Below are 17,742 nucleotides of genomic sequence, written 5' to 3' on the forward strand. Positions count from 1 at the left end.
TGGAGGCACCACCCATGGTCGCTGCACTGTCCTTCGGCACCGAGCTCAAGAGGTTCGGCCGCGAGAAGCTCCCCCGCCTCGCCATCGTGGCGATCATCTTCCTGCCGCTGCTCTACGGCGCGATGTACCTGTGGGCGTACTGGAATCCGCTCGGCAAGGTCGATCAGATGCCCGTCGCCATCGTCAACAGCGACACCGGCGCCCGGATCGACGGGCTCACGGTCCGGTTCGGCGAGCAGGTCACCCGGGAGCTGCAGCAGCGCGGCGATCTCGGCTGGGTCCGCGTCGACCACGAGCAAGCACAGCAGGGTGTCGAGGACGGCACCTACTACTTCGCCGTCGAGTTCCCCGAGGACTTCAGCGAGGCACTCGTCTCCGCCGCGGGGGACGACCCGCGCAAGGCCACGATCAAGGTCACCTACAACGACGCCACCAACGCCATCGGCACCACCATCGCCCAGACCGCGATGGATCGCATCCTCAACGTCATGTCCGAGACCATCGGCGCCCAGTCGGTCGATCAGGTGCTCGTCGGTCTCCAGACGGTGCGCGGCGGCCTCGTCGAGGCGGCCGACGGCAGCCAGCAGCTCGCCGACGGAACCAGCGAGCTCCGCGACGGCGTGGCCGAGCTCGGCGAGGGCGCGCAGCTGCTCGCCACCAACCTCGTCACCGCCCGAGACGGAGCCACCGCGCTCGCGGACGGCACCGGACAGCTCTCCGCAGGCATCCAGCAGCTCACTGATGGGGTGCTCCCCCTCGCGGCAGGGCTCGACGACCTCCAGGACGGTGCCCAGCAGCTCGGCGACGGTGCCGATCAGCTCAGCGGCGGGGTGAACCAGCTCGTCAGCCAGCTCGACGTGCTCGCCGAGAAGCAGGCGCACGTCACCGGCACCCTCGGCGAGGTCGCTACGCTCCTGCGTACCGTCCCCCACCCTGTCGCCCACGACGGAGCCGCCGAGCTCGACAGGATCCGCGACGAGATCAACCGGCAAGGATTCGGGCCCGAGTCGCGCAGCCAGCTCCAGCAGCTCCGCGACGGCGCGCAGGAGATCAACAACGGTGCCGTCGAGCTTGCCGACGGACTGCGGCAGCTCGCCGACGGCGGCGGAGAACTAGTCGGCGGAGTCGGCCAGCTCACCGACGGCACCAGCCGTCTCGACGAGGGCGCCAACCTCCTCGCCAGCGAGCTTGCCGCGGGCTCCCAGCAGATCCCCGCCTGGAACGAGCAGGAACGCCTCGAGCACGCCGAAGTGATCGGCGGGCCTCTCGAGGTCAACCCCCGCCACGTCGCCTACGCCTCCACCTTCGGCACCGGAATGGCCCCTTTCTTCATCTCGCTGGCCCTGTTCATCGGCGGATTCATCCTCTGGATGCTCATGCGGCCCCTCCAGACCCGGCCGCTCGCCGCCGGGCTCGGCGGGCTGCGCACCATCCTTGCGTCCTACTGGCCAGCGATGCTCGTCAGCGCCGCGCAGGCCATCGTTACTTTCCTCGTGGTGCGCTACGCCATCGGCCTCGAGGCCGCCAACCCCGCGGGCCTGCTCGCGTTCCTGCTCCTCGTGGGATTCGCGTTCCTCGCGTTCATCCAGATGATCTTCGTGCTCCTCGGCTCCTCCACCGCGCGCGTCGCCGTGCTCGCCCTGCTGATGATCAACCTCGTCTCCGCCGGGGGCCTCTACCCGCCCGAGACGACCGGCCGACTGTTCGAGGCCATCCACCCCTACGTGCCGATGACCTACTCGGTGACCGGGCTGCGCCAGCTCATCATCGGCGGCGCGGACGGACGGCTCTGGCAATCAGTGATCGTGCTGGTGGGCATGCTCGTAGTCTCGATAGCGATCTCGGCCTTCGCCGCGCGGCGCCAGCAGGAATGGAGCATGAAGCGCCTGCACCCACCGATCCCGGCGTGATGCAGCGCTCGGCGGCGGTGGGGTGCGCGGCGGCAGCGTGATCCGCCGCCAAACGCGATAGAAGCTGCTCGACACGCCGGTGCAACACGCCGACTATCAGCGAGTTTCCGGTGCGTTTGCGGGACTTTGGCGCGGAGCACCCAGACCTTGCCAGCGCGCACCCGCCGGCGCACGCCCAGCGCGCGCCCCACCAACGGAAAGCGCCTCGCGGCTGCATAGCAACCGCGAGGCGCTCGTCAATGCTCGGTGGAGCTAGCCCTCAGCGGGCGGAGCGGGCTCGGCCGGAGGCGCGGGCTCAGCAGGCGGAGCAGGCTCGGGGTCAGCAGGCTCGGGCTCCTCGGAGGGACGCTCGTCGCCCTCGCCCTCGTCTCCATCATCGCCATCCTCCGAGGGTGGTGGCGGCGGCGGGGGCGGTGCCTCGCAGACCACGACGGGCTGCGGCACGTACCGGACCGTGCGGGTCTCGCGGGAGATCTCCTCGCCCGACCCAGCATCGCGGATGATGCGGGTGTCGCTGGTGGTGAATCCCTGGCCCCCGGAGCTCGGCTGGCAGTTGGGGCCCTCGCGGAGGGTGATCCGCGGCGGCGAGGTGTAGTCCCACCGGCCACCGTTGACCGATTCGACCTCGACGGTCTTGGTGCCCCACATGCGCACCGTCACCGATGATGCATCACCGAACGACTGGATGAGCACGCCGGTGTCGTACTGGTTGCGGAACTGTAGGTCGATCGAGCCCTCGAAGACTGTCGCCTCGCGGCCCGCCGGGTACCGCGAGATGTAGTAGCTGTGCTCGGTGTGATCGACATCCTCGAGCCCGGCGAAGTATGCGGCGTTGTACAGCGTGGTCGCGAACTGGCTGACACCGCCACCGACCGCGGTGGAGGGGCGGCCGCCGAGGATGATGCCGGAATCGACGTAGCCCTGCGCGTAGCTGCGGGTGCCCGTGTGGTTGTTGAGGGAGAACGTCTCGCCCGGCTTGATGATCGCGCCGTTGGTCTCCTCCGCGGCCTGGCGGATATTGACGCCCGAGGCGGCGGCGAACCCGCCCGTGGTGAACTCGGCGATCACTTCGTTGATCCCCAGAGCTTCGGCGTCCGCCGTGGTGAACTCCGCCTGGGTGTCCTCGTAGACCGCATCCACGGTTCGTCCCTCGACGCGCTGCATCAGCTCGGGGAGGTCCGCGAGGGTGGCTTCCCAATCGACGGTGGTGCCCACCTGGTCCGGCACCACTTCGGGCCCATCGTCGCTGAGCCGTACCGTGGCCTCCACGGGGGGTACCTCGGTCTCGCGCAGTTGCGGGGCCAATGCCCGTCGCGCCGCATCGACGCTGTACTCGGGCTCGAGGCCACCGTCACCATCGGGCGTGAACGACACGACATCGCCCACCTCTTCCGGCGCCAGCACGGCCTCGGCGTCGTCCTTGCCCCGAACCACCAGGTTCGAGGACACCGCGGGCTGCGCGTACTCGGTCAGCGCCGCATCGAGGCCTTCCTCGGTGACGGTGACTTCCTCGACCTGCACCGGCAGCTGGATGGGCTCGGGGAATAGCCACTGCTCCACGATCTTGGCGCGTGCCTCGTCGGCGGGCACGACAAGACCGTCGCGCGGCTGGATGAGCTGGGGCGCACCGTCGACGAAAACGATGTCGCCCTCGACGGCCTCCTCGTCGACGCTGGCCTTCACCTCATCAACGACGGCCCCGAGCCGGTCACCGTCGACGGTGCTGGCGAAACCGACCTCGCGGGTACGGAACAGGTCAACGAGCCGCGTCACCGGGTTCAGGGGCTGCCGGCTGGCCTGCTCGATGGTCGCGTCGAGATCGAGCGCGAGGCCCGCCTCCTGCGGCAGGATCGACGTCTCCACCTCGTCCGCGATCACCACGAACGATTCCTCGGCGCGGGGCAGGAGCTCGGTCTCGAGCCGCTGCCGCGCGTCCTCGGGGGACAACCCACCGATCTCGACGGCGGCCACGGTCACGTTGCGCGGCATCTTATCCCGCGATACGAACCAATCCACCGCGTACGCCACCGCGCCGGCCAGGACCAGCACTATCAGCAAGCCCGCCACGACCACCAGCGGCCGTGCTCTTGAACTTCTGCGATTCGCCACAGTCGCCTCCCAGCCGCGCATGCGGCTCCGGTAACACGCTTCCTACTAGGTTATGCCCCGCGCGATCGTGTTCACGCGGCGGCATGATCAAAACCGATCCAGCCAGATCTCGCCGCCCGCTCGCCGTGCAGCGGGCCCATCCGCGCAGGAAGTCCCGCGCGGAACCCGGGTCGGGGTTTCGGGTCCACGCGCGGGACTTACTTGCCGTATCGGCGTTGCCCCGCATGGTGTTACACGCATCACCCACCGCGAGCCGGACCAGCTTCGCAGGGACGCTGGAACGCGAAAGCCCCCGGGCCGCAACAACTGCCCGGGGGCTCCCGCAAGCTAGCAAGCAGGACCAGCTACGCCCCGCTACCGGCCAGATGCCGATGCGCGAGGCCTACCGAGGCCCGCCTATGCGCGAGACCTACGCCTCGACGATGGCCACAGCGCCCATGCCGCCAGCGGCGCAGACCGACACGAGCGCGCGCCCACCACCGTTCTCGGCGAGCATCTTCGCGGTCGAGGCGATGATGCGGCCACCGGTCGCGGCGAACGGGTGCCCGGCCGCGAGCGAGGAGCCCTTGACATTGAGCTTGCTGCGGTCGATCTTGCCGAGCGCGCTGTCGAGGCCGAGGCGCTCCTTGCAGTACTCCTCCGACTCGAAGGCCGCGAGGGTGCACAGCACGACGGAGGCAAATGCCTCGTGGATCTCGTAGAAGTCGAAGTCCTGCAGGGAGAGCCCGTTGCGCTTGAGCATCCGCGGGATCGCGTAGGTCGGCGCCATCAGCAGGCCATCAGGGCCGTGGATGAAGTCGACGGCGGCGGTCTCGTAGTCCCGCAGGTACGCGAGGACGGGGATGTTGCGCTCGGTTGCCCACTCGTCGCTCGACAGCAGCACCGTGGAGGCACCGTCGGTGAGCGGGGTGGAGTTGCCGGCCGTCATGGTGGCGTCGCCGAGGGAGTTGCCGAACACCGGCTTGAGCTTGGCGAGCTTCTCCGCGCTGGAGTCGGGGCGCAGGTTGTCGTCCCGGGTCAGTCCGAGGTAGGGGGTGGTGAGGTCGTTGAAGAACCCGGCGTCCCATGCCTTGGCCATGTTCTGGTGCGAGGCCGCCGCGAGCTCGTCCTGGCCCTCGCGGGAGACGCCGAACTCCTTGGCGGTGATCGCGGCGTGCTCGCCCATCGACAGGCCGGTGCGCGGCTCGCCGTTGCTGGGGATGGCCGGCACGAGCTGGCTCGGGCGCAGGTTGCCGAGCAGCTTGATGCGGTCGCCGGTGGTCTTGGCGCGGTTGAGGTCGAGCAGCAGGCTGCGCAGCTCCTCGTTGACCGCGATGGGCGCGTCGGAGGTGGTGTCGCTGCCGCCGCCGATGCCGGACTCGGTGCGGCCGAGCGCGATCTGGTCCGCGACGATGCTGATGGCGGTGAGGCCGGTGCCGCAGGCCTGCTGCACGTCGACCGCGGGGGTGTAGGGCGAGAGGGCGCTACCGAGCACGGACTCGCGGATGAGGTTGAAATCACGCGAGTGCTTGAGCACGGCGCCGCCGGCGACGAGGCCGAGCTGCTCGTTCTGCAGGCTGAACCGGCTCACGAGCCCGTCGAGCGCGGCAGTGAACATGTCCTGGTTGGAGGCCTTCGAGTAGGCCTTGTTGCTGCGCGCGAACGGGATGCGGTTGCCGCCGAGGATGGCTACCGGGCGGGTCTGCCGGCCCTCGGGGGCCTTGGCCGCGTTATTCGACGATGTCACTGTCAGTCTCCAAACAATTCGGGAGTGTTGGACTACCACGTATTCTTACTCACCGGTAAGTTAGTTGTCGATACCGTGCACTCCGGCGTACATTCCGGGAGGATACAACGCGGCCGGGAGCAATGTGCGGATGTCGCCCATCCCGGCGGCGCGCCGCAGGTCAATGACCGTGCGGTAGCGAACTGCGACAAGCGAAACTGCGACGAGTGATTACACTCACGAGAGGTGACCCGTGTCAGGCAAAAAGGGAAGCACTGATCTGTACTCCACGCTGATCTCATCCGCCCCAGGCGCGTTCCTGGCGGGCAAGATGGGCCTGCCGCAGCCGGAGGAGCTGCGTCGCTACAAGGCTGGCGAGCCCGCGCTCCCCGGTCCCGTCATCGTTGGTGGCGAGGGCCGCCTGGTCGAGCCGATCCGCGATCTGCTGTCGGACTACGAGCTCGGCGACGAGAGCACCGAAAAGTTCGGTGGCCTGGTCTTCGACGCCACCGGCATCACCACCATCGAGGGGCTCAAGCAGCTCCACGACTTCTTCAACCCGCTCATGCGCAAGATGGCGCCCTGCGCCCGCGTCCTGATCATCGGCACCACTCCCGAGCTGGTGAAGAAGACCGACGAGCGCATCGCGCAGCGAGCCCTGGAGGGCTTCAGCCGCTCCATCGCCAAGGAGCTCCGCCGCGGCGCCACCGCGAACCTCCTGTACGTCTCCCCCAAGGCCAAGAACGACTTCACCGGGCTCGCCGCGCCGCTGCGCTTCTTCCTGTCCGCCAAGTCCGCCTATGTCGACGGCCAGGTCGTCCGCGTGGACGAGAAGACCGCCGAGGCTCCCGCTGACTGGGACAAGCCCCTCGACAGCAAGGTCGTCCTCGTCACCGGTGCGGCACGCGGCATCGGCGCGACCATCGCCGAGGTCATGGCCCGCGACGGCGCGAAGGTGATCGTGGCCGACGTGCCGCAGGCCGGCGACGCCCTCTCCGAGGTCGCCAACAAGATCGGCGGCGTGGCCCTCGCCCTCGACGTCACCGCGAGCAACGCCGCTGAGAAGATCGCCGAGACCGCCCAGCGCTTCGGCGGCCTCGACATCGTCGTCCACAACGCCGGCATCACCCGCGACAAGATGCTCGCCAACATGGATGACGGCCGCTGGAACTCCGTGATGGCCGTCAACCTGATCGCGCCGAAGAACATCACCGAGGGCCTCGTAGCCAACGGTGGCCTCAAGGAAGGCGGCCGCGTGGTTGATGTCTCGTCCATCGCTGGCATCGCCGGCAACCGCGGCCAGACCAACTACGGTGCCTCCAAGGCCGGCGTGATCGGCATGGTCGACGCCGAGGCTCCCGAGCTCGGCAAGAAGTCCATCACCATCAACGCGGTCGCCCCGGGCTTCATCGAGACCCAGATGACCGCCGCGATCCCGCTCGCCACCCGCGAGGTCGGCCGTCGCCTCAACTCGCTGCTCCAGGGCGGCCAGACCGTGGACGTCGCCGAGACGATCGCGTTCTTCGCCAGCCCCGCGTCCAGCGCGGTCACCGGCAACACCGTCCGCGTGTGCGGCCAGAGCCTGCTGGGTGCCTGATGGGCAAGCCAACCAACATCGAGGTACTCGACAAGCAGAGCATGCTGGGCAACTACGCCAAGGCCGTGGCAGGCATGCTGCCCCTGCCGGGCGCCAAGGCAACCAGCCTGCCCGACCGTGTGCTGCGCATCGAGAACGTCCGCATCGACGTCGATAACCTCGCGGACTACAACCACGTGTGCGGGCTGCGCCTGCGCGACACCGTGCCGGTGACGTACCCGTTCGTGCTCAGCTTCCCCGCGGTGATGAGCCTGCTCGTGGCCAAGGACTTCCCGCTGCCCGCCATGGGCATGGTGCACATGTCCAACAGCATCGAGCAGATCAAGCCCATCTCCGTCGGCGACGTGCTCACCATCGACGTGCACGCTGCTGACCTCCGGGAGCACCGGTCCGGCCTGCTCGTCGACCTGATCACAGAGATCACCGTCGAGGGCGAGCTGGTGTGGCGGCAGGCAAGCACGTTCCTGCGCAAGCAGCGGACCAGCCTGAGCGATGAGCCGCGGCCGGAGCGCACCGATACCGCCCCGGGCGCTGATGGTCGCGTCGCCAACACCACCACCAAGGTGACCCCGGCGCTGATCTCCCAGTACGCGGATGTCTCCGGCGATCGCAACCCCATCCACATCTCGAAGGTCGGCGCGAAGGCATTCGGCTTCCCGTCGGTCATCGCGCACGGCATGTGGAGCTCGGCCGCGGTGCTCGGCATCATCGAGGGCCGCATCCCCGACGCGGTGGACTACACCGTCGAGTTCGGCAAGCCAGTGGTGCTCCCCGCCAAGGTGAAGGTCTACGCGGACAAGTCCGCGAATGGCTGGGACCTCGCGCTGCGGCACCCGAAGAAGGGCTACACGCACCTCACCGCGAAGGTGACCGCGCGGTAGCAGCGCTCCGAGCAAGACTCCAGCCCCAGGGGATCTCCCCTGGGGCTGGTTGCGTTTTGCGAGGCGCCTCCAGCGCGCCGCGCGGCAGGAACCGCAGCAGGACGCGCTAGTGGACCGGCTTGCGCCCCGCCAGGCCACGCCAGGCGAGGTCGGTCAGCAAGGTGACGGCTTCCTCGGGCTGCGCGGTTCCGTTGGCGATCAGGTCGGCCACTGCCTCGCCCGCCCCGATCAGCACGGTCGCCATGAGCCGGTACTGATCGTTGCTGCGCTCGTCGCGGCTGCTCGAGCGCAGGATCAGCCCGGTCAGCTCCACCGCGCGGTCGCGGCTGCTCAGCACGAGCTCGGCGAACTCGTTCTGGTACAGGGCCTGCCGGTAGAGCACCTTCCATGCCTTGCGGTTGTCATTGACGAACCCGAGAAAGACCCGGATGCCATGCTCGAGCTGCTCGCGCGGGGTCAGGCTCGGATCGGCCGCCCCGGTGAGCGCATCGAGGAAGCGGGTGCTCTCGCGGCGGATGCACGCGGCGAACAGCTCGTCCTTCGACCCGTAGTACAGGTAGAGCATGGGCTTGGAGATCTCCGCCTCGGCGGCGATCGCGTTCATCGAGGCACCGTGGTAGCCGTGCTCGGCGAAGACGTCGATGGCAGCGTCGAGCATCTGCTGCTCGCGGATCGCCCGTGGCAATCGCTTGGACCGACCAGCCATCATTACCCTCACCGTAGAAACTTACCCGCCGGTAAGTTTACGGGTCGGCGCACCAGCGCGCGACTCCGGCACGCGGGTTCAGCAGTCGATGAGCCCCTTGGCCTTGCCGATCCGCACGACCGAGGAATCGACCCGGCTCATCGGCAGCTCGCCGCTCGCGACGGCGGACTCGAGCCTGTCGAGCACATCGGTGACACGATCCGTGGAGATCCACAGGGCGATATCGGCGCCGGCCTGCAGCGAGCGCAGCACGGATTCCGTGATGTCGAACAGATCGGTGACCGCCCGCATGCTGCCGAGATCGTCGGTGAAGATGAGCCCATCGAAGGGCGCGGCACCGTAGCCGACGCCGGTGCGGAGGAGGTTCATCGTGGCGGGGCTGAGGCTCGCGGGCGTGCCCGGCTCCGTGAGCCCGGGAACGGTGAGATGACCGACCATCACTGCCGCCCCGGTACCGATGAGCGAGCGGAACGGGACGAGGTCATGGCCCAGCAGTTCCGGCAGGGGCGGAGTGGTCACGCCCTCGAGGTGCGAGTCGCCGGTGGCGCGCCCATGACCAGGAAAGTGCTTGAGCACGGGCAGCACCCCGGCGTCGCGCAGGCCGCGCGCGTAGGCGCCGGCATACTCGGTGACCACATCAGGCGTGGCTCCGAACGCGCGATCCCCGATGACAGCGTTGCCGGGCTGATCGGTGACGTCCACGACGGGCGCGAAGTCCACGGTGATGCCGAGCCCGCGCAGCGCGGTGCCGCGCTCCCGGGCGATCTCGTAGACCTCCTCGGCGCTGCGGGTGCGGGCGAGCTCGCGCGCGGACGGGGAGGCGCCGATGACGTGCTTGGCGCGGCTGACCCGTCCGCCTTCCTCGTCGATGGTGACCATCACGGGGACCTCGGACTCGGCAGCCACGGCCGCAACGCGCCCGCTCGCCAGGAAGCTGGGGTCGGCCCAGCTGGTGACGAAGAATCCGCCGATCTGTTCCTGCTCGATCACCCGGCGGGCGTCGGCCTCGCCGGTGACGCCGACATTGAGCATCTGGGCGAGCTTCTGCCGCGTGGTGAAGCGGGCGAGGAACTCCTGCTCGCCGCACGGGAGCCCGAGGGACCCGGTGCCCTGGGCCGGGGTGTGCGCGACCGGCGAGGTGACCGTGGTGAGAGCTTCGCTGCTATCCGCTCCTCCGTTGCCAGCGGTTTCGCTGCTGGTGCAGGCGACGAGGCCTGTCGCGGTGGCTGTGGCCAGCAGCAGCGCGGCGAGCCGCGCCGCGGTCCGGGTCTGCGTGAGCATCGCGCCCATCCCTTCATCGACTGTGCAGGATCCTACTCAACCGCGGGCGCTGCCCGCGCCGACACGTCCAGCGCTTCCCGGGCGAACAAGATCGCCGCGCTGGCGCGGGTAGCGGAGTAGTCTTGTGACCACTGAGACTGATCGTTCCGGGAGGCAATCATGGCATCGGGAGCTTCGGATCTGGTTCTCATCGCCTATGACGGCTCGGACAACGCCAAGCGCGCGATCCGGCACGCGGGCCACTTCCTCAGCGCGAGCCGCGCGATCATCGTCACCGCCTGGGAGCCGCTCTCCCGGCAGGCCGCTCGCATCTCCGGCCTCAGCGGCGTCATGCAGCCCGGCTGGGTGCCGGATACCGAGGCGGAGGACGCGGCCCTCGCGGACGCCCGGGTCGTCAACGAGGAAGGCGTGCGGCTCGCGGGCGAGGTCGGCCTGCGCTGCGAGGGCCACTGCATCGAGACCGTCACCACGGTATGGGCTGCCATCGTCGATGCGGCCGAGGAGTATGACGTCAGCATCCTGGTGACGGGCACCCGCGGCGCCACCGGCATCAGGGCGTTGCTGCACAGCAGTGTCGCTGACCAGGTGCTCAAGCATTGCCATCGTCCCGTGCTGATCGTGCCGCCGAGCGAGGGCTAGTCCCGCCCGCCGCGCGCGGGCGCGAATCCGCGCCTCCCCCGCCCTGCGGGTCGCCAGCACGGCCAGGAATACTCACAGGGATGGATCGATCCGCTTTCGTGCTGTCCCGCCCCCACCGGTCCGTGATCGGCGAGGGCAGGCTCGGCGTGTTCGATCGTCCGGGGGACGCGCTGCGGGCGCTCGCGGACGGATCGGCCCCGGCCGTGGTGGGCGCGCTGCCGTTCGACCTCTCCGAGCCCTGCGCGCTGACCGTGCCAGCGAGGTTCGCCACCAAGGACGGCAGGTGGCACCCCGTCGCCGATGTACCCCCGCTGCCCGCCGTCGTGGGCGCGCGCGAGAAGCCCTCCGCGGCCGAGCATGTGCGCCGGATCGCGGCGCTGGTGGCGCGGATCGACAAGGGGGAGCTCGCGAAGGTCGTGGCGGCCCGGTCGGTGGAGGTGGAGTGCGCGGGGCGCATCGACCCCCGCGCCCTGCTCGCCGCGCTCGTCGGCCGCGATCATGCGGGCAACGGGTTCTGCGCGGACCTCTCCCCGGCTGGCCCGGGCATGGAGGATGCGTTCCTGGTGGGCTCGAGCCCGGAGTCCCTGGTGCGCCGCGACGGCCGATCGGTGTCGTGCTGGCCGCTAGCGGGCACCGCTCCCCGCTCCCCCGATCCAGTGGTCGATGCCCAGCGCGCCGAGGAGCTCGCGAGCTCGGCGAAGAACGTGCACGAGCATGGCTTCGTCGTGGAGTGGCTGCGCGAGCGCCTGGCACCGCTGTGCACCGGGCTGCGCGTGGAGCCACGCCCGTCAGTGGTGGCGACGCCGCAGGTGTGGCACCTCGGGACCCGCATCGAGGGAACGTTGCGGGATCCGTCAACCTCGGCGCTGGATGTGGCGCTGCACGTGCACCCCACCCCTGCGGTGGGTGGCACCCCGCACGAGGCTGCGCTCGCGGCGATCCGGGACTCCGAGGGCAGCCGGGGCTTCTATGCCGGGGCGGTCGGTTGGTGCGATGCGCAGGGCGACGGCGAGTGGATGGTGTCGATCCGGTGCGCGGAGCTGCGCGGGGACCGGGCGCGCGCGTTCGCCGGCGGTGGCATCGTCGCAGGCTCGGATCCGCGTGCCGAGCTCGACGAGACGAGCGCGAAGCTGCGGACGCTGCTCGGGGCGCTGGGCGTGCCTTCGGACATGCTGAAGGGCGTGTAGCGTGCGGGAACGCGTCCAGGACCGCTATCCTGTTGCGGACTGCACCGCGCGCCCGATCCTAGGAGTGTTTCCATGAAGTTCCTCGTCCCCGGGGCGATCGCCGCGCTGGCTGGTACCACCCTGGCGTTCGCGCTGGTGATCGTTGGGACTGGCCTGGCGGAGCAGAACACCCGCCCGGAGGTGGATCAGTCCGAGCAGGCGCAGTCGGCGTTGCTCAACCAGCCTGAGTACGGCAGCCGCTAGCGGCCGCGAGTTCTTGGCAGCCGGAGCCGATCCCGCGCCCGCCCGCACGGGGGACGCGGTGCCGGGCGCCTCGCGCCCGCTTCCCCGATGGGGATTGCTTGTCGTCGTCCTGGTCGCGCTCGTCGCGAGCTTGCTGCAGGCCCCGGGCCTGCTGGTCGCCGACACCAAGCTTGATCTGGTCGTAGACCCGCGCGGCTTCCTGGAGCGCGCGAGCCACCTGTGGTCGAGCCTCGCCCCGTTCGGGCAGACCCAGAACCAGGCCTACGGGTACTTCTTCCCGCAGGGCGCCTTCTTCGTCGCCACCGATGCCCTGGCGGTGCCAGCGTGGGTGGCCCAGCGGATCTGGTGGGCGATCCTGTTCGCCGCGGGCTTCTGGGGCATCATCCGGGTCACCGAGGCGCTGGGCATCGGCACGCGTCCGTCCCGGATCATCGCCGCGGCCGCCTATGCGTGCTCGCCGCGCGTCCTGACCACGATCGGCGCGATCTCCTCGGAGACCACACCGATGATGCTCGCCCCGTGGGTGCTGCTGCCGGTGATCCTCGCGCTCGACGGTCGGTCCCGGCGGCCCCTGTGGCAGCTCGCGGCAGCATCAGCGTTCGCGGTGGCCTGCATGGGCGCGATCAACGCGGTGGCCACGGCATTCGGCGCGGCGGTCGCGGTGGTGTGGTGGCTGGCGCATCGCCCGGACCGACGGTGGTGGCGCTTCACCGCATGGTGGGTGCCGCTGGGCATCGTCGCGACCGCGTGGTGGACGGTGCCGTTGCTGATGCTGGGCTCGGTCAGCCCTCCGTTCCTGGACTACATCGAGTCCGCGGGGACGACCACGCGGTGGACGTCGCTGGTGGAGGTGCTGCGGGGCACGGATAGCTGGACGCCGTTCATCTCCCCGGATCGCATGGCCGGGGCGATCCTCGTCACCCAGCCGGTCTCGGTGCTCGCCACCGGGCTGGTCGCGGCAGCCGGGCTCGCAGGCCTGGCGTTGCCCTCCCCCGCCCGTGGGCGCCTGGTGCTGGTGCTGGTCATCGGCCTGGTGGGCATCGGCGTGGGGTACGCCGGCGCGTGGGGATCCCCGATCAGCGAGATCGCACGGACATTCCTCGATGGCGCAGGCGCACCGATGCGCAACGTGCACAAGCTGGAGCCGCTGATCCGGCTGCCGCTCGCCGTCGGGCTGGCGGCGCTGCTCGCGCGGGCCCCGCTGCCGGGAGCGGTCCCGCGGCCAGTGTGGCGCCGCGCGATCGCCCACCCCGAGCGCGCGCCGATCATGGCGGTAGCGACCGCGGTGGTGCTTGCCGTGGCGGTCGCGACATCGCTGGTATGGACGGGCAAGCTCGCCCCGCGCGGCGCGCACGGCGGCATCCCGGACTATTGGGCGCAGGCGGCGCAATGGCTCGCCAGCAACTCCGAGGGCCCTGAGACGGGCCTGCCGTCGCGCGCGCTGGTGGTCCCCGCCGCGCCGTTCGGCTCGCAAGTGTGGGGCCTGACCCGCGACGAGCCGCTGCAACCACTGGCCACCACGCCCTGGGGCAGCCGGGATATCGTTCCGCTGATCCCGCCCGGCGGCATCCGCATGCTCGATTCCGTCCAGCGGCTGCTCGTCGCGGGCCAGCCCTCCGCAGGGCTGGCACCGATGCTCGCGGCACAAGGCATCCGGCATGTGGTGCTGCGCAACGATATCGACCCCGTCACCGGGCAGTCGGTGTCGCCAGCGATCGCCCGCCAGACGCTGCTGGGTTCCCCGGGCCTGGTCGAGGCGGAGACCTTCGGCGGGCCTGTTGGACCGCGGCCGCCCGAGTCGGATGGCGGGGACGACGAGTCGATCACGGTGGCGAGCGCGGGGACGCGCCCGCGCTTCCCTGCCATCGAGATCTTCGAGGTCGTCACCGACCCCAGCTTCCCTGCTGGCGCGCGCACGATTCCGGTGGCCGATGTCCCGGTCGTGCAGGGCGGCCCGGAGGTCCTGCTGCGCCTGCATGAGCGCGCGCATCCGGACGAAGCCGTTCCCCATGTGCTCTCGCGGGACGCGCTCGCTGCGGGCCTGCCCGTGGGGCCAATCACCGTGACGGACACACCAGTGGCCCGGGAAGCTGACTTCGGGCGGGTCGATCACCAGCGCTCGCACGCGCTGAGCCGGGATGATCCGCGCCGCACCCGCAACCGGGTCGCGGACTACGCCACCGAGGAGCCCCTCGTCCACGCTGTTCCTGTCGGCCCCAGCATCACGGTGTCGTCCTCGGCGGGCGATGCGACGCAGATCGGCGCGGTGCAGCCAGGAGCGGGGCCCGCCGCGGCCGTGGATGGCAACGATTCAACGGCCTGGCTGTCGAACAGTGGCGAGGCCGCGGTGGGCCAGTGGCTCCAGCTGGATTTCGAGGATCCCATCGAGCAAGCCGTGCTGCGCATCACCACCAGCACGGCCGCGGCAGGGCCCGAGGTCCGCTTCCTCGAGGTCAGGACGGAGAACGGATCATCCACCGTGCATGTGCCCGAGGCCGGGGACGAAGTCGTGGCGGCGCTGCCGCTCGGATCGACGACCTGGGCGCGCATCACCGCGCGGTCCACGGAGGACGGTTCCCTCGGTGGGCAGTTCGGCATCGCGGAGCTCTCGGTGGCCGCGGAAGGACGGGAGGTCGAGCTGGGGCGGGTCCTCGACGTTCCTCCCGCCCCGGCCGGGGCGACTGTCACGGCATGGGACCTCGGGCAGGAGCACCCGCAGCGGCTGCCCTGCCTCGATGGGCCCGTGCAGGCCATCTGCCTGCCGTCCCTGGGCCGCGCCGCCGAGGAGCCAGGGGTGTTATCGCGGCGCATCACCACCGACGAGGAGATCGAAGCGAGCGCGCGCCTCTTCGTCCGGTCGCGGCAAAGCGGGGGCCTCGAGGAGCTGCTGACCGGTGAGGATGCACCGCGTGGCGTGGGGCCAACGAGCATCGGCGATACCCGGGGCAGCGCGTTCGCCGCGGCGGATGGCGACCCACGGACGGTGTGGTACGCGCCGGCCACCTCGAGCGTTGCCGCCCGCGATCTTCCCACGGTGACCGTGGAGCTGCCGGGCGAGCACGAGGTCACGGGCGTCGATGTGACGTTGCCGCGCGCGCGGGTGCCCGCCATGCCGACGGCGCTACGGGTGGATACCGGGGAATCGACGACCACGGTGCAGGTCACCGCCGCGCAGCGGGAGCAAGGATCGGTTTCGATCACCGTTCCCGCGGTGACCACTGACCAGGTGGAGGTGACGATCCTCGACTGGCGCGAGACCCGCACCACCGAGCCTTTCGGGTTGTCGAGCACGGTTCCGCCCGGCATCGCGGATATCGCGGTGCGGAGCAGCGACGGCGTCATCGGGGCGCGCGACGAGGCACCGCGCGTGATCGAGATCGACTGCGAGGATGGGCCCCGGCTAGCGGTGGGCGAGGACACCGTGCGGTTCTCGGTGACGATGACGGAGGCCGAGGCCCGGGCAGGTTCCATGGTCGAGGCGATCCCGTGCGATTCCTCGGTGGTGCAGCTCGGGCCCGGGACCAGCATGGTGACCGTGGATCCGGGCGAGGTGCTTCAGGTCGACGGAGCCCGGCTGGAAATCCCCGCGGCGCCTGTCGGCGGCAGTGGATCGGCCATGCCGGTCGAGGCCACGGAATGGTCACCCGCGCATCGTGTCGTCGAGGTCGATGCCGCGTCCGATGAGCTTCTGGTCATTCCGGAGAGCCGCAACACCGGGTGGGTGGCGCACGGGCCGGACGGGACGCGGCTGGACCCGGTGACGATCAACGGGTGGCAGCAGGGCTGGGTCATCCCGGCAGGGACCACGGGCTCGGTGACGCTGTCGTATCCCTTGGACACCGGGTACCGACTCGCCCTGTTCGGCGGGCTCGCGCTCCTGGTTCCGCTCGGGTCCGTGCTGCTGCTGCGCCGCGAGGATGAGGGCACGGACGTTCCGCCGTCGCGCGCGTGGCGATCCCGCCGCCTCGCGATGCTCGGCGGCCTGGCTGCGGCCGCCCTGATCGCGGGAGTGCCCGGGGCAGTGCTGTACCTGCTGGTCGCGGCGTCAGCGTGGGGGATCTCCCGCCAGTGGGGCCCAGCGCGGGCGAGCCGCGGCCTAGCGATCGGGGCGGGCACCGCGATGGCCCTGTCCGCCGCGGTCCTGTCGACGGGGCCCTGGCGATCACCGAGCGGCTACCTGGGCGACGACGCCTCGACGCAGGCGCTCGCGCTCGTGGCTGTGGCGGCGGTGGTCATCGCCGCCTGGCCGACCAGGCGGGACCCGTAGCGCCGCTCCTCCCAGGCGTGGAGCGCCCGGCGCGATGGTTCCTCCACCAGCGCGAAGCTGATCGACGATATCGGGACGCTGATGGCCACGGTGAGCAGCAGCACCACCAGCATGTAGCCGGAAAAGGGCGGCACGCCAAGGATGGGGAACACCACCATCAGCACGGCGACGTGCCAGAGGAACAGCGCGTAGGACCAACGGCCCAGCGTCAGCGCGACCGGGTGCGCGAGGATACGGTGCGACCGGCCAGGCTCGCCCAGCACGATCGGCGCGAGGAGGGCGTAGCCCAGGAGCGCTCCGGCAGCGATCTTGGCGGCGTACTCGTGGGCGACGAGGTCGACGAGCCCGGGCGGCCCGGCGAGGGGGGAGGCGGCGGCGGCGAAGGCGATCACTGCGAGGGCCAGCATCAGCCCCGGCGCCCGGGCCAGCCGCACCGCCCAGGCCGGTGGCCGGATGGCCTGCTCGGCGAGGATCATCCCTGCGGCGAACCACGCCAGGTAGCCGGGCAGCCAGTTGTCGTGATGCACCCCATCGGCCGTGGGGATGGGCAGGAAACCCCACGCCAGGCTGAGCAGCGCTGCGCCGGCGATGACTGGGACGCGCCATCGCGCGGCGGGCCCCCGCAACCGCCACAGCACCCATGCCAGCAGCGGAAGCAGCAGGTAGAAGGCCATCTCCACCGACAAGCTCCACATCTGGGTCAGCCCACTGGTGAGGCTGTAGGGGACGAATACCTGGACCAGCGCGAGGTTGCCGAGCCAGGTCTGCAGCGAGGCACCATGCGCCTCGGGAAGCAGCACCAGCACGGCGATCACCACGACGAGGTACGCGGGCATGATCCGGACGATGCGGTGCCGCAGGTAGCGGGTCGTGCTGCCGGGCGAGGCGGCGGCAGCAGCCCCCGCGGAGCGGGCGTGCGGGCGCCACAGCAGGAAGCCGGAGAGGGCGAAGAACACGGCCACGGCGAGGTCGAATCGGCCCCAGATCCGGCCCATCATCGTATCGGTGACCGACCCAGTCTGGAAGGCCACGTGGGTGACGAGCACGCCCAGCGCGGCAGCGGCGCGCAGCCCCTCGCAGGCCGGGAGGAATCCGGCCGCGCCCGCTACTGGCGAGGCCACTGTGGTGCTCGTGCTGCGCGGTTCCATGCTCATCAGTGTCGCCCCCGTATCCCGCGGGTATTGGTTGCATAACGGCAGCAATTCCTGCCGGGTGGT

Annotated in this window: 12 protein-coding genes; 7 read left to right on the forward strand and 5 right to left on the reverse strand. The window is 70.2% G+C overall.

The annotated features are described in order from the left end of the window. Nucleotides 1–14: 14 nt before the first annotated feature. The gene (locus tag FXO18_RS14585) at nucleotides 15–1,910 is read left to right on the forward strand and encodes a YhgE/Pip domain-containing protein (RefSeq protein WP_149361868.1); all 1,896 of its coding nucleotides are present in this window, start codon (nucleotides 15–17) and stop codon (nucleotides 1,908–1,910) included. 252 nt (nucleotides 1,911–2,162) lie between these two features. Here the strand turns inward: FXO18_RS14585 and FXO18_RS14590 are convergent, their stop codons facing one another. Next, nucleotides 2,163–4,019 (reverse strand): VanW family protein, encoded by a 1,857-nt coding sequence (locus tag FXO18_RS14590; RefSeq protein ID WP_235900688.1) that lies wholly within the window; start codon nucleotides 4,017–4,019, stop codon nucleotides 2,163–2,165. 409 nt (nucleotides 4,020–4,428) lie between these two features. After that, nucleotides 4,429–5,745 (reverse strand): acetyl-CoA C-acetyltransferase, encoded by a 1,317-nt coding sequence (locus FXO18_RS14595; RefSeq protein WP_149361870.1) that lies wholly within the window; start codon nucleotides 5,743–5,745, stop codon nucleotides 4,429–4,431. Between the two features lie 232 nt (nucleotides 5,746–5,977). Here FXO18_RS14595 and FXO18_RS14600 point away from each other — a divergent pair, with 232 nt between their 5' ends. Both FXO18_RS14600 and FXO18_RS14605 read left to right on the forward strand, forming a co-directional pair. Then, nucleotides 5,978–7,321 (forward strand): 3-oxoacyl-ACP reductase, encoded by a 1,344-nt coding sequence (locus FXO18_RS14600; protein WP_149361871.1) that lies wholly within the window; start codon nucleotides 5,978–5,980, stop codon nucleotides 7,319–7,321. Beyond that, nucleotides 7,321–8,202, forward strand: a complete 882-nt coding sequence (locus FXO18_RS14605; RefSeq protein WP_149361872.1) for a MaoC/PaaZ C-terminal domain-containing protein — start codon at nucleotides 7,321–7,323, stop codon at nucleotides 8,200–8,202. The genes FXO18_RS14600 and FXO18_RS14605 overlap by 1 nt, the downstream gene beginning before the upstream one ends. 106 nt (nucleotides 8,203–8,308) lie before the next feature. On the opposite strand, the gene FXO18_RS14610 is transcribed toward FXO18_RS14605, so the two are convergent. Beyond that, nucleotides 8,309–8,908: a TetR/AcrR family transcriptional regulator gene (locus FXO18_RS14610; protein WP_149361945.1), complete on the reverse strand. Its 600-nt coding sequence runs from the start codon at nucleotides 8,906–8,908 to the stop codon at nucleotides 8,309–8,311. Nucleotides 8,909–8,986: 78 nt separating this feature from the next. Then, the gene (locus FXO18_RS14615) at nucleotides 8,987–10,189 is read right to left on the reverse strand and encodes a glycoside hydrolase family 3 N-terminal domain-containing protein (protein ID WP_149361873.1); all 1,203 of its coding nucleotides are present in this window, start codon (nucleotides 10,187–10,189) and stop codon (nucleotides 8,987–8,989) included. A gap of 159 nt (nucleotides 10,190–10,348) precedes the next feature. Between FXO18_RS14615 and FXO18_RS14620 the strand changes: the two genes are divergently transcribed. The 4 genes from FXO18_RS14620 (at nucleotide 10,349) to FXO18_RS14635 (ending at nucleotide 16,525) form a co-directional block, all read left to right on the forward strand. Next, a complete protein-coding gene (locus FXO18_RS14620) occupies nucleotides 10,349–10,828 on the forward strand; it encodes a universal stress protein (RefSeq protein WP_149361874.1) in 480 nt (159 codons plus the stop codon). A gap of 80 nt (nucleotides 10,829–10,908) precedes the next feature. Then, complete coding sequence (locus tag FXO18_RS14625) at nucleotides 10,909–12,015, forward strand: isochorismate synthase (RefSeq protein ID WP_149361875.1); 1,107 nt, start codon at nucleotides 10,909–10,911, stop codon at nucleotides 12,013–12,015. Between the two features lie 72 nt (nucleotides 12,016–12,087). Beyond that, nucleotides 12,088–12,258 carry a DUF2613 domain-containing protein gene (locus FXO18_RS14630; RefSeq protein ID WP_149361876.1) on the forward strand — a complete coding sequence of 57 codons (171 nt, stop codon included), beginning with the start codon at nucleotides 12,088–12,090 and terminating at the stop codon, nucleotides 12,256–12,258. A gap of 13 nt (nucleotides 12,259–12,271) precedes the next feature. After that, nucleotides 12,272–16,525 carry an alpha-(1->3)-arabinofuranosyltransferase gene (locus FXO18_RS14635; protein WP_235900689.1) on the forward strand — a complete coding sequence of 1,418 codons (4,254 nt, stop codon included), beginning with the start codon at nucleotides 12,272–12,274 and terminating at the stop codon, nucleotides 16,523–16,525. Here the strand turns inward: FXO18_RS14635 and FXO18_RS14640 are convergent. After that, complete coding sequence (locus FXO18_RS14640) at nucleotides 16,432–17,673, reverse strand: acyltransferase family protein (RefSeq protein WP_235900690.1); 1,242 nt, start codon at nucleotides 17,671–17,673, stop codon at nucleotides 16,432–16,434. The two genes, FXO18_RS14635 and FXO18_RS14640, sit on opposite strands and share 94 nt — an antisense overlap. Nucleotides 17,674–17,742 lie beyond the last annotated feature (69 nt).

This window comes from Lolliginicoccus suaedae (assembly GCF_008312885.1).
GTDB lineage: Bacteria > Actinomycetota > Actinomycetes > Mycobacteriales > Mycobacteriaceae > Lolliginicoccus > Lolliginicoccus suaedae.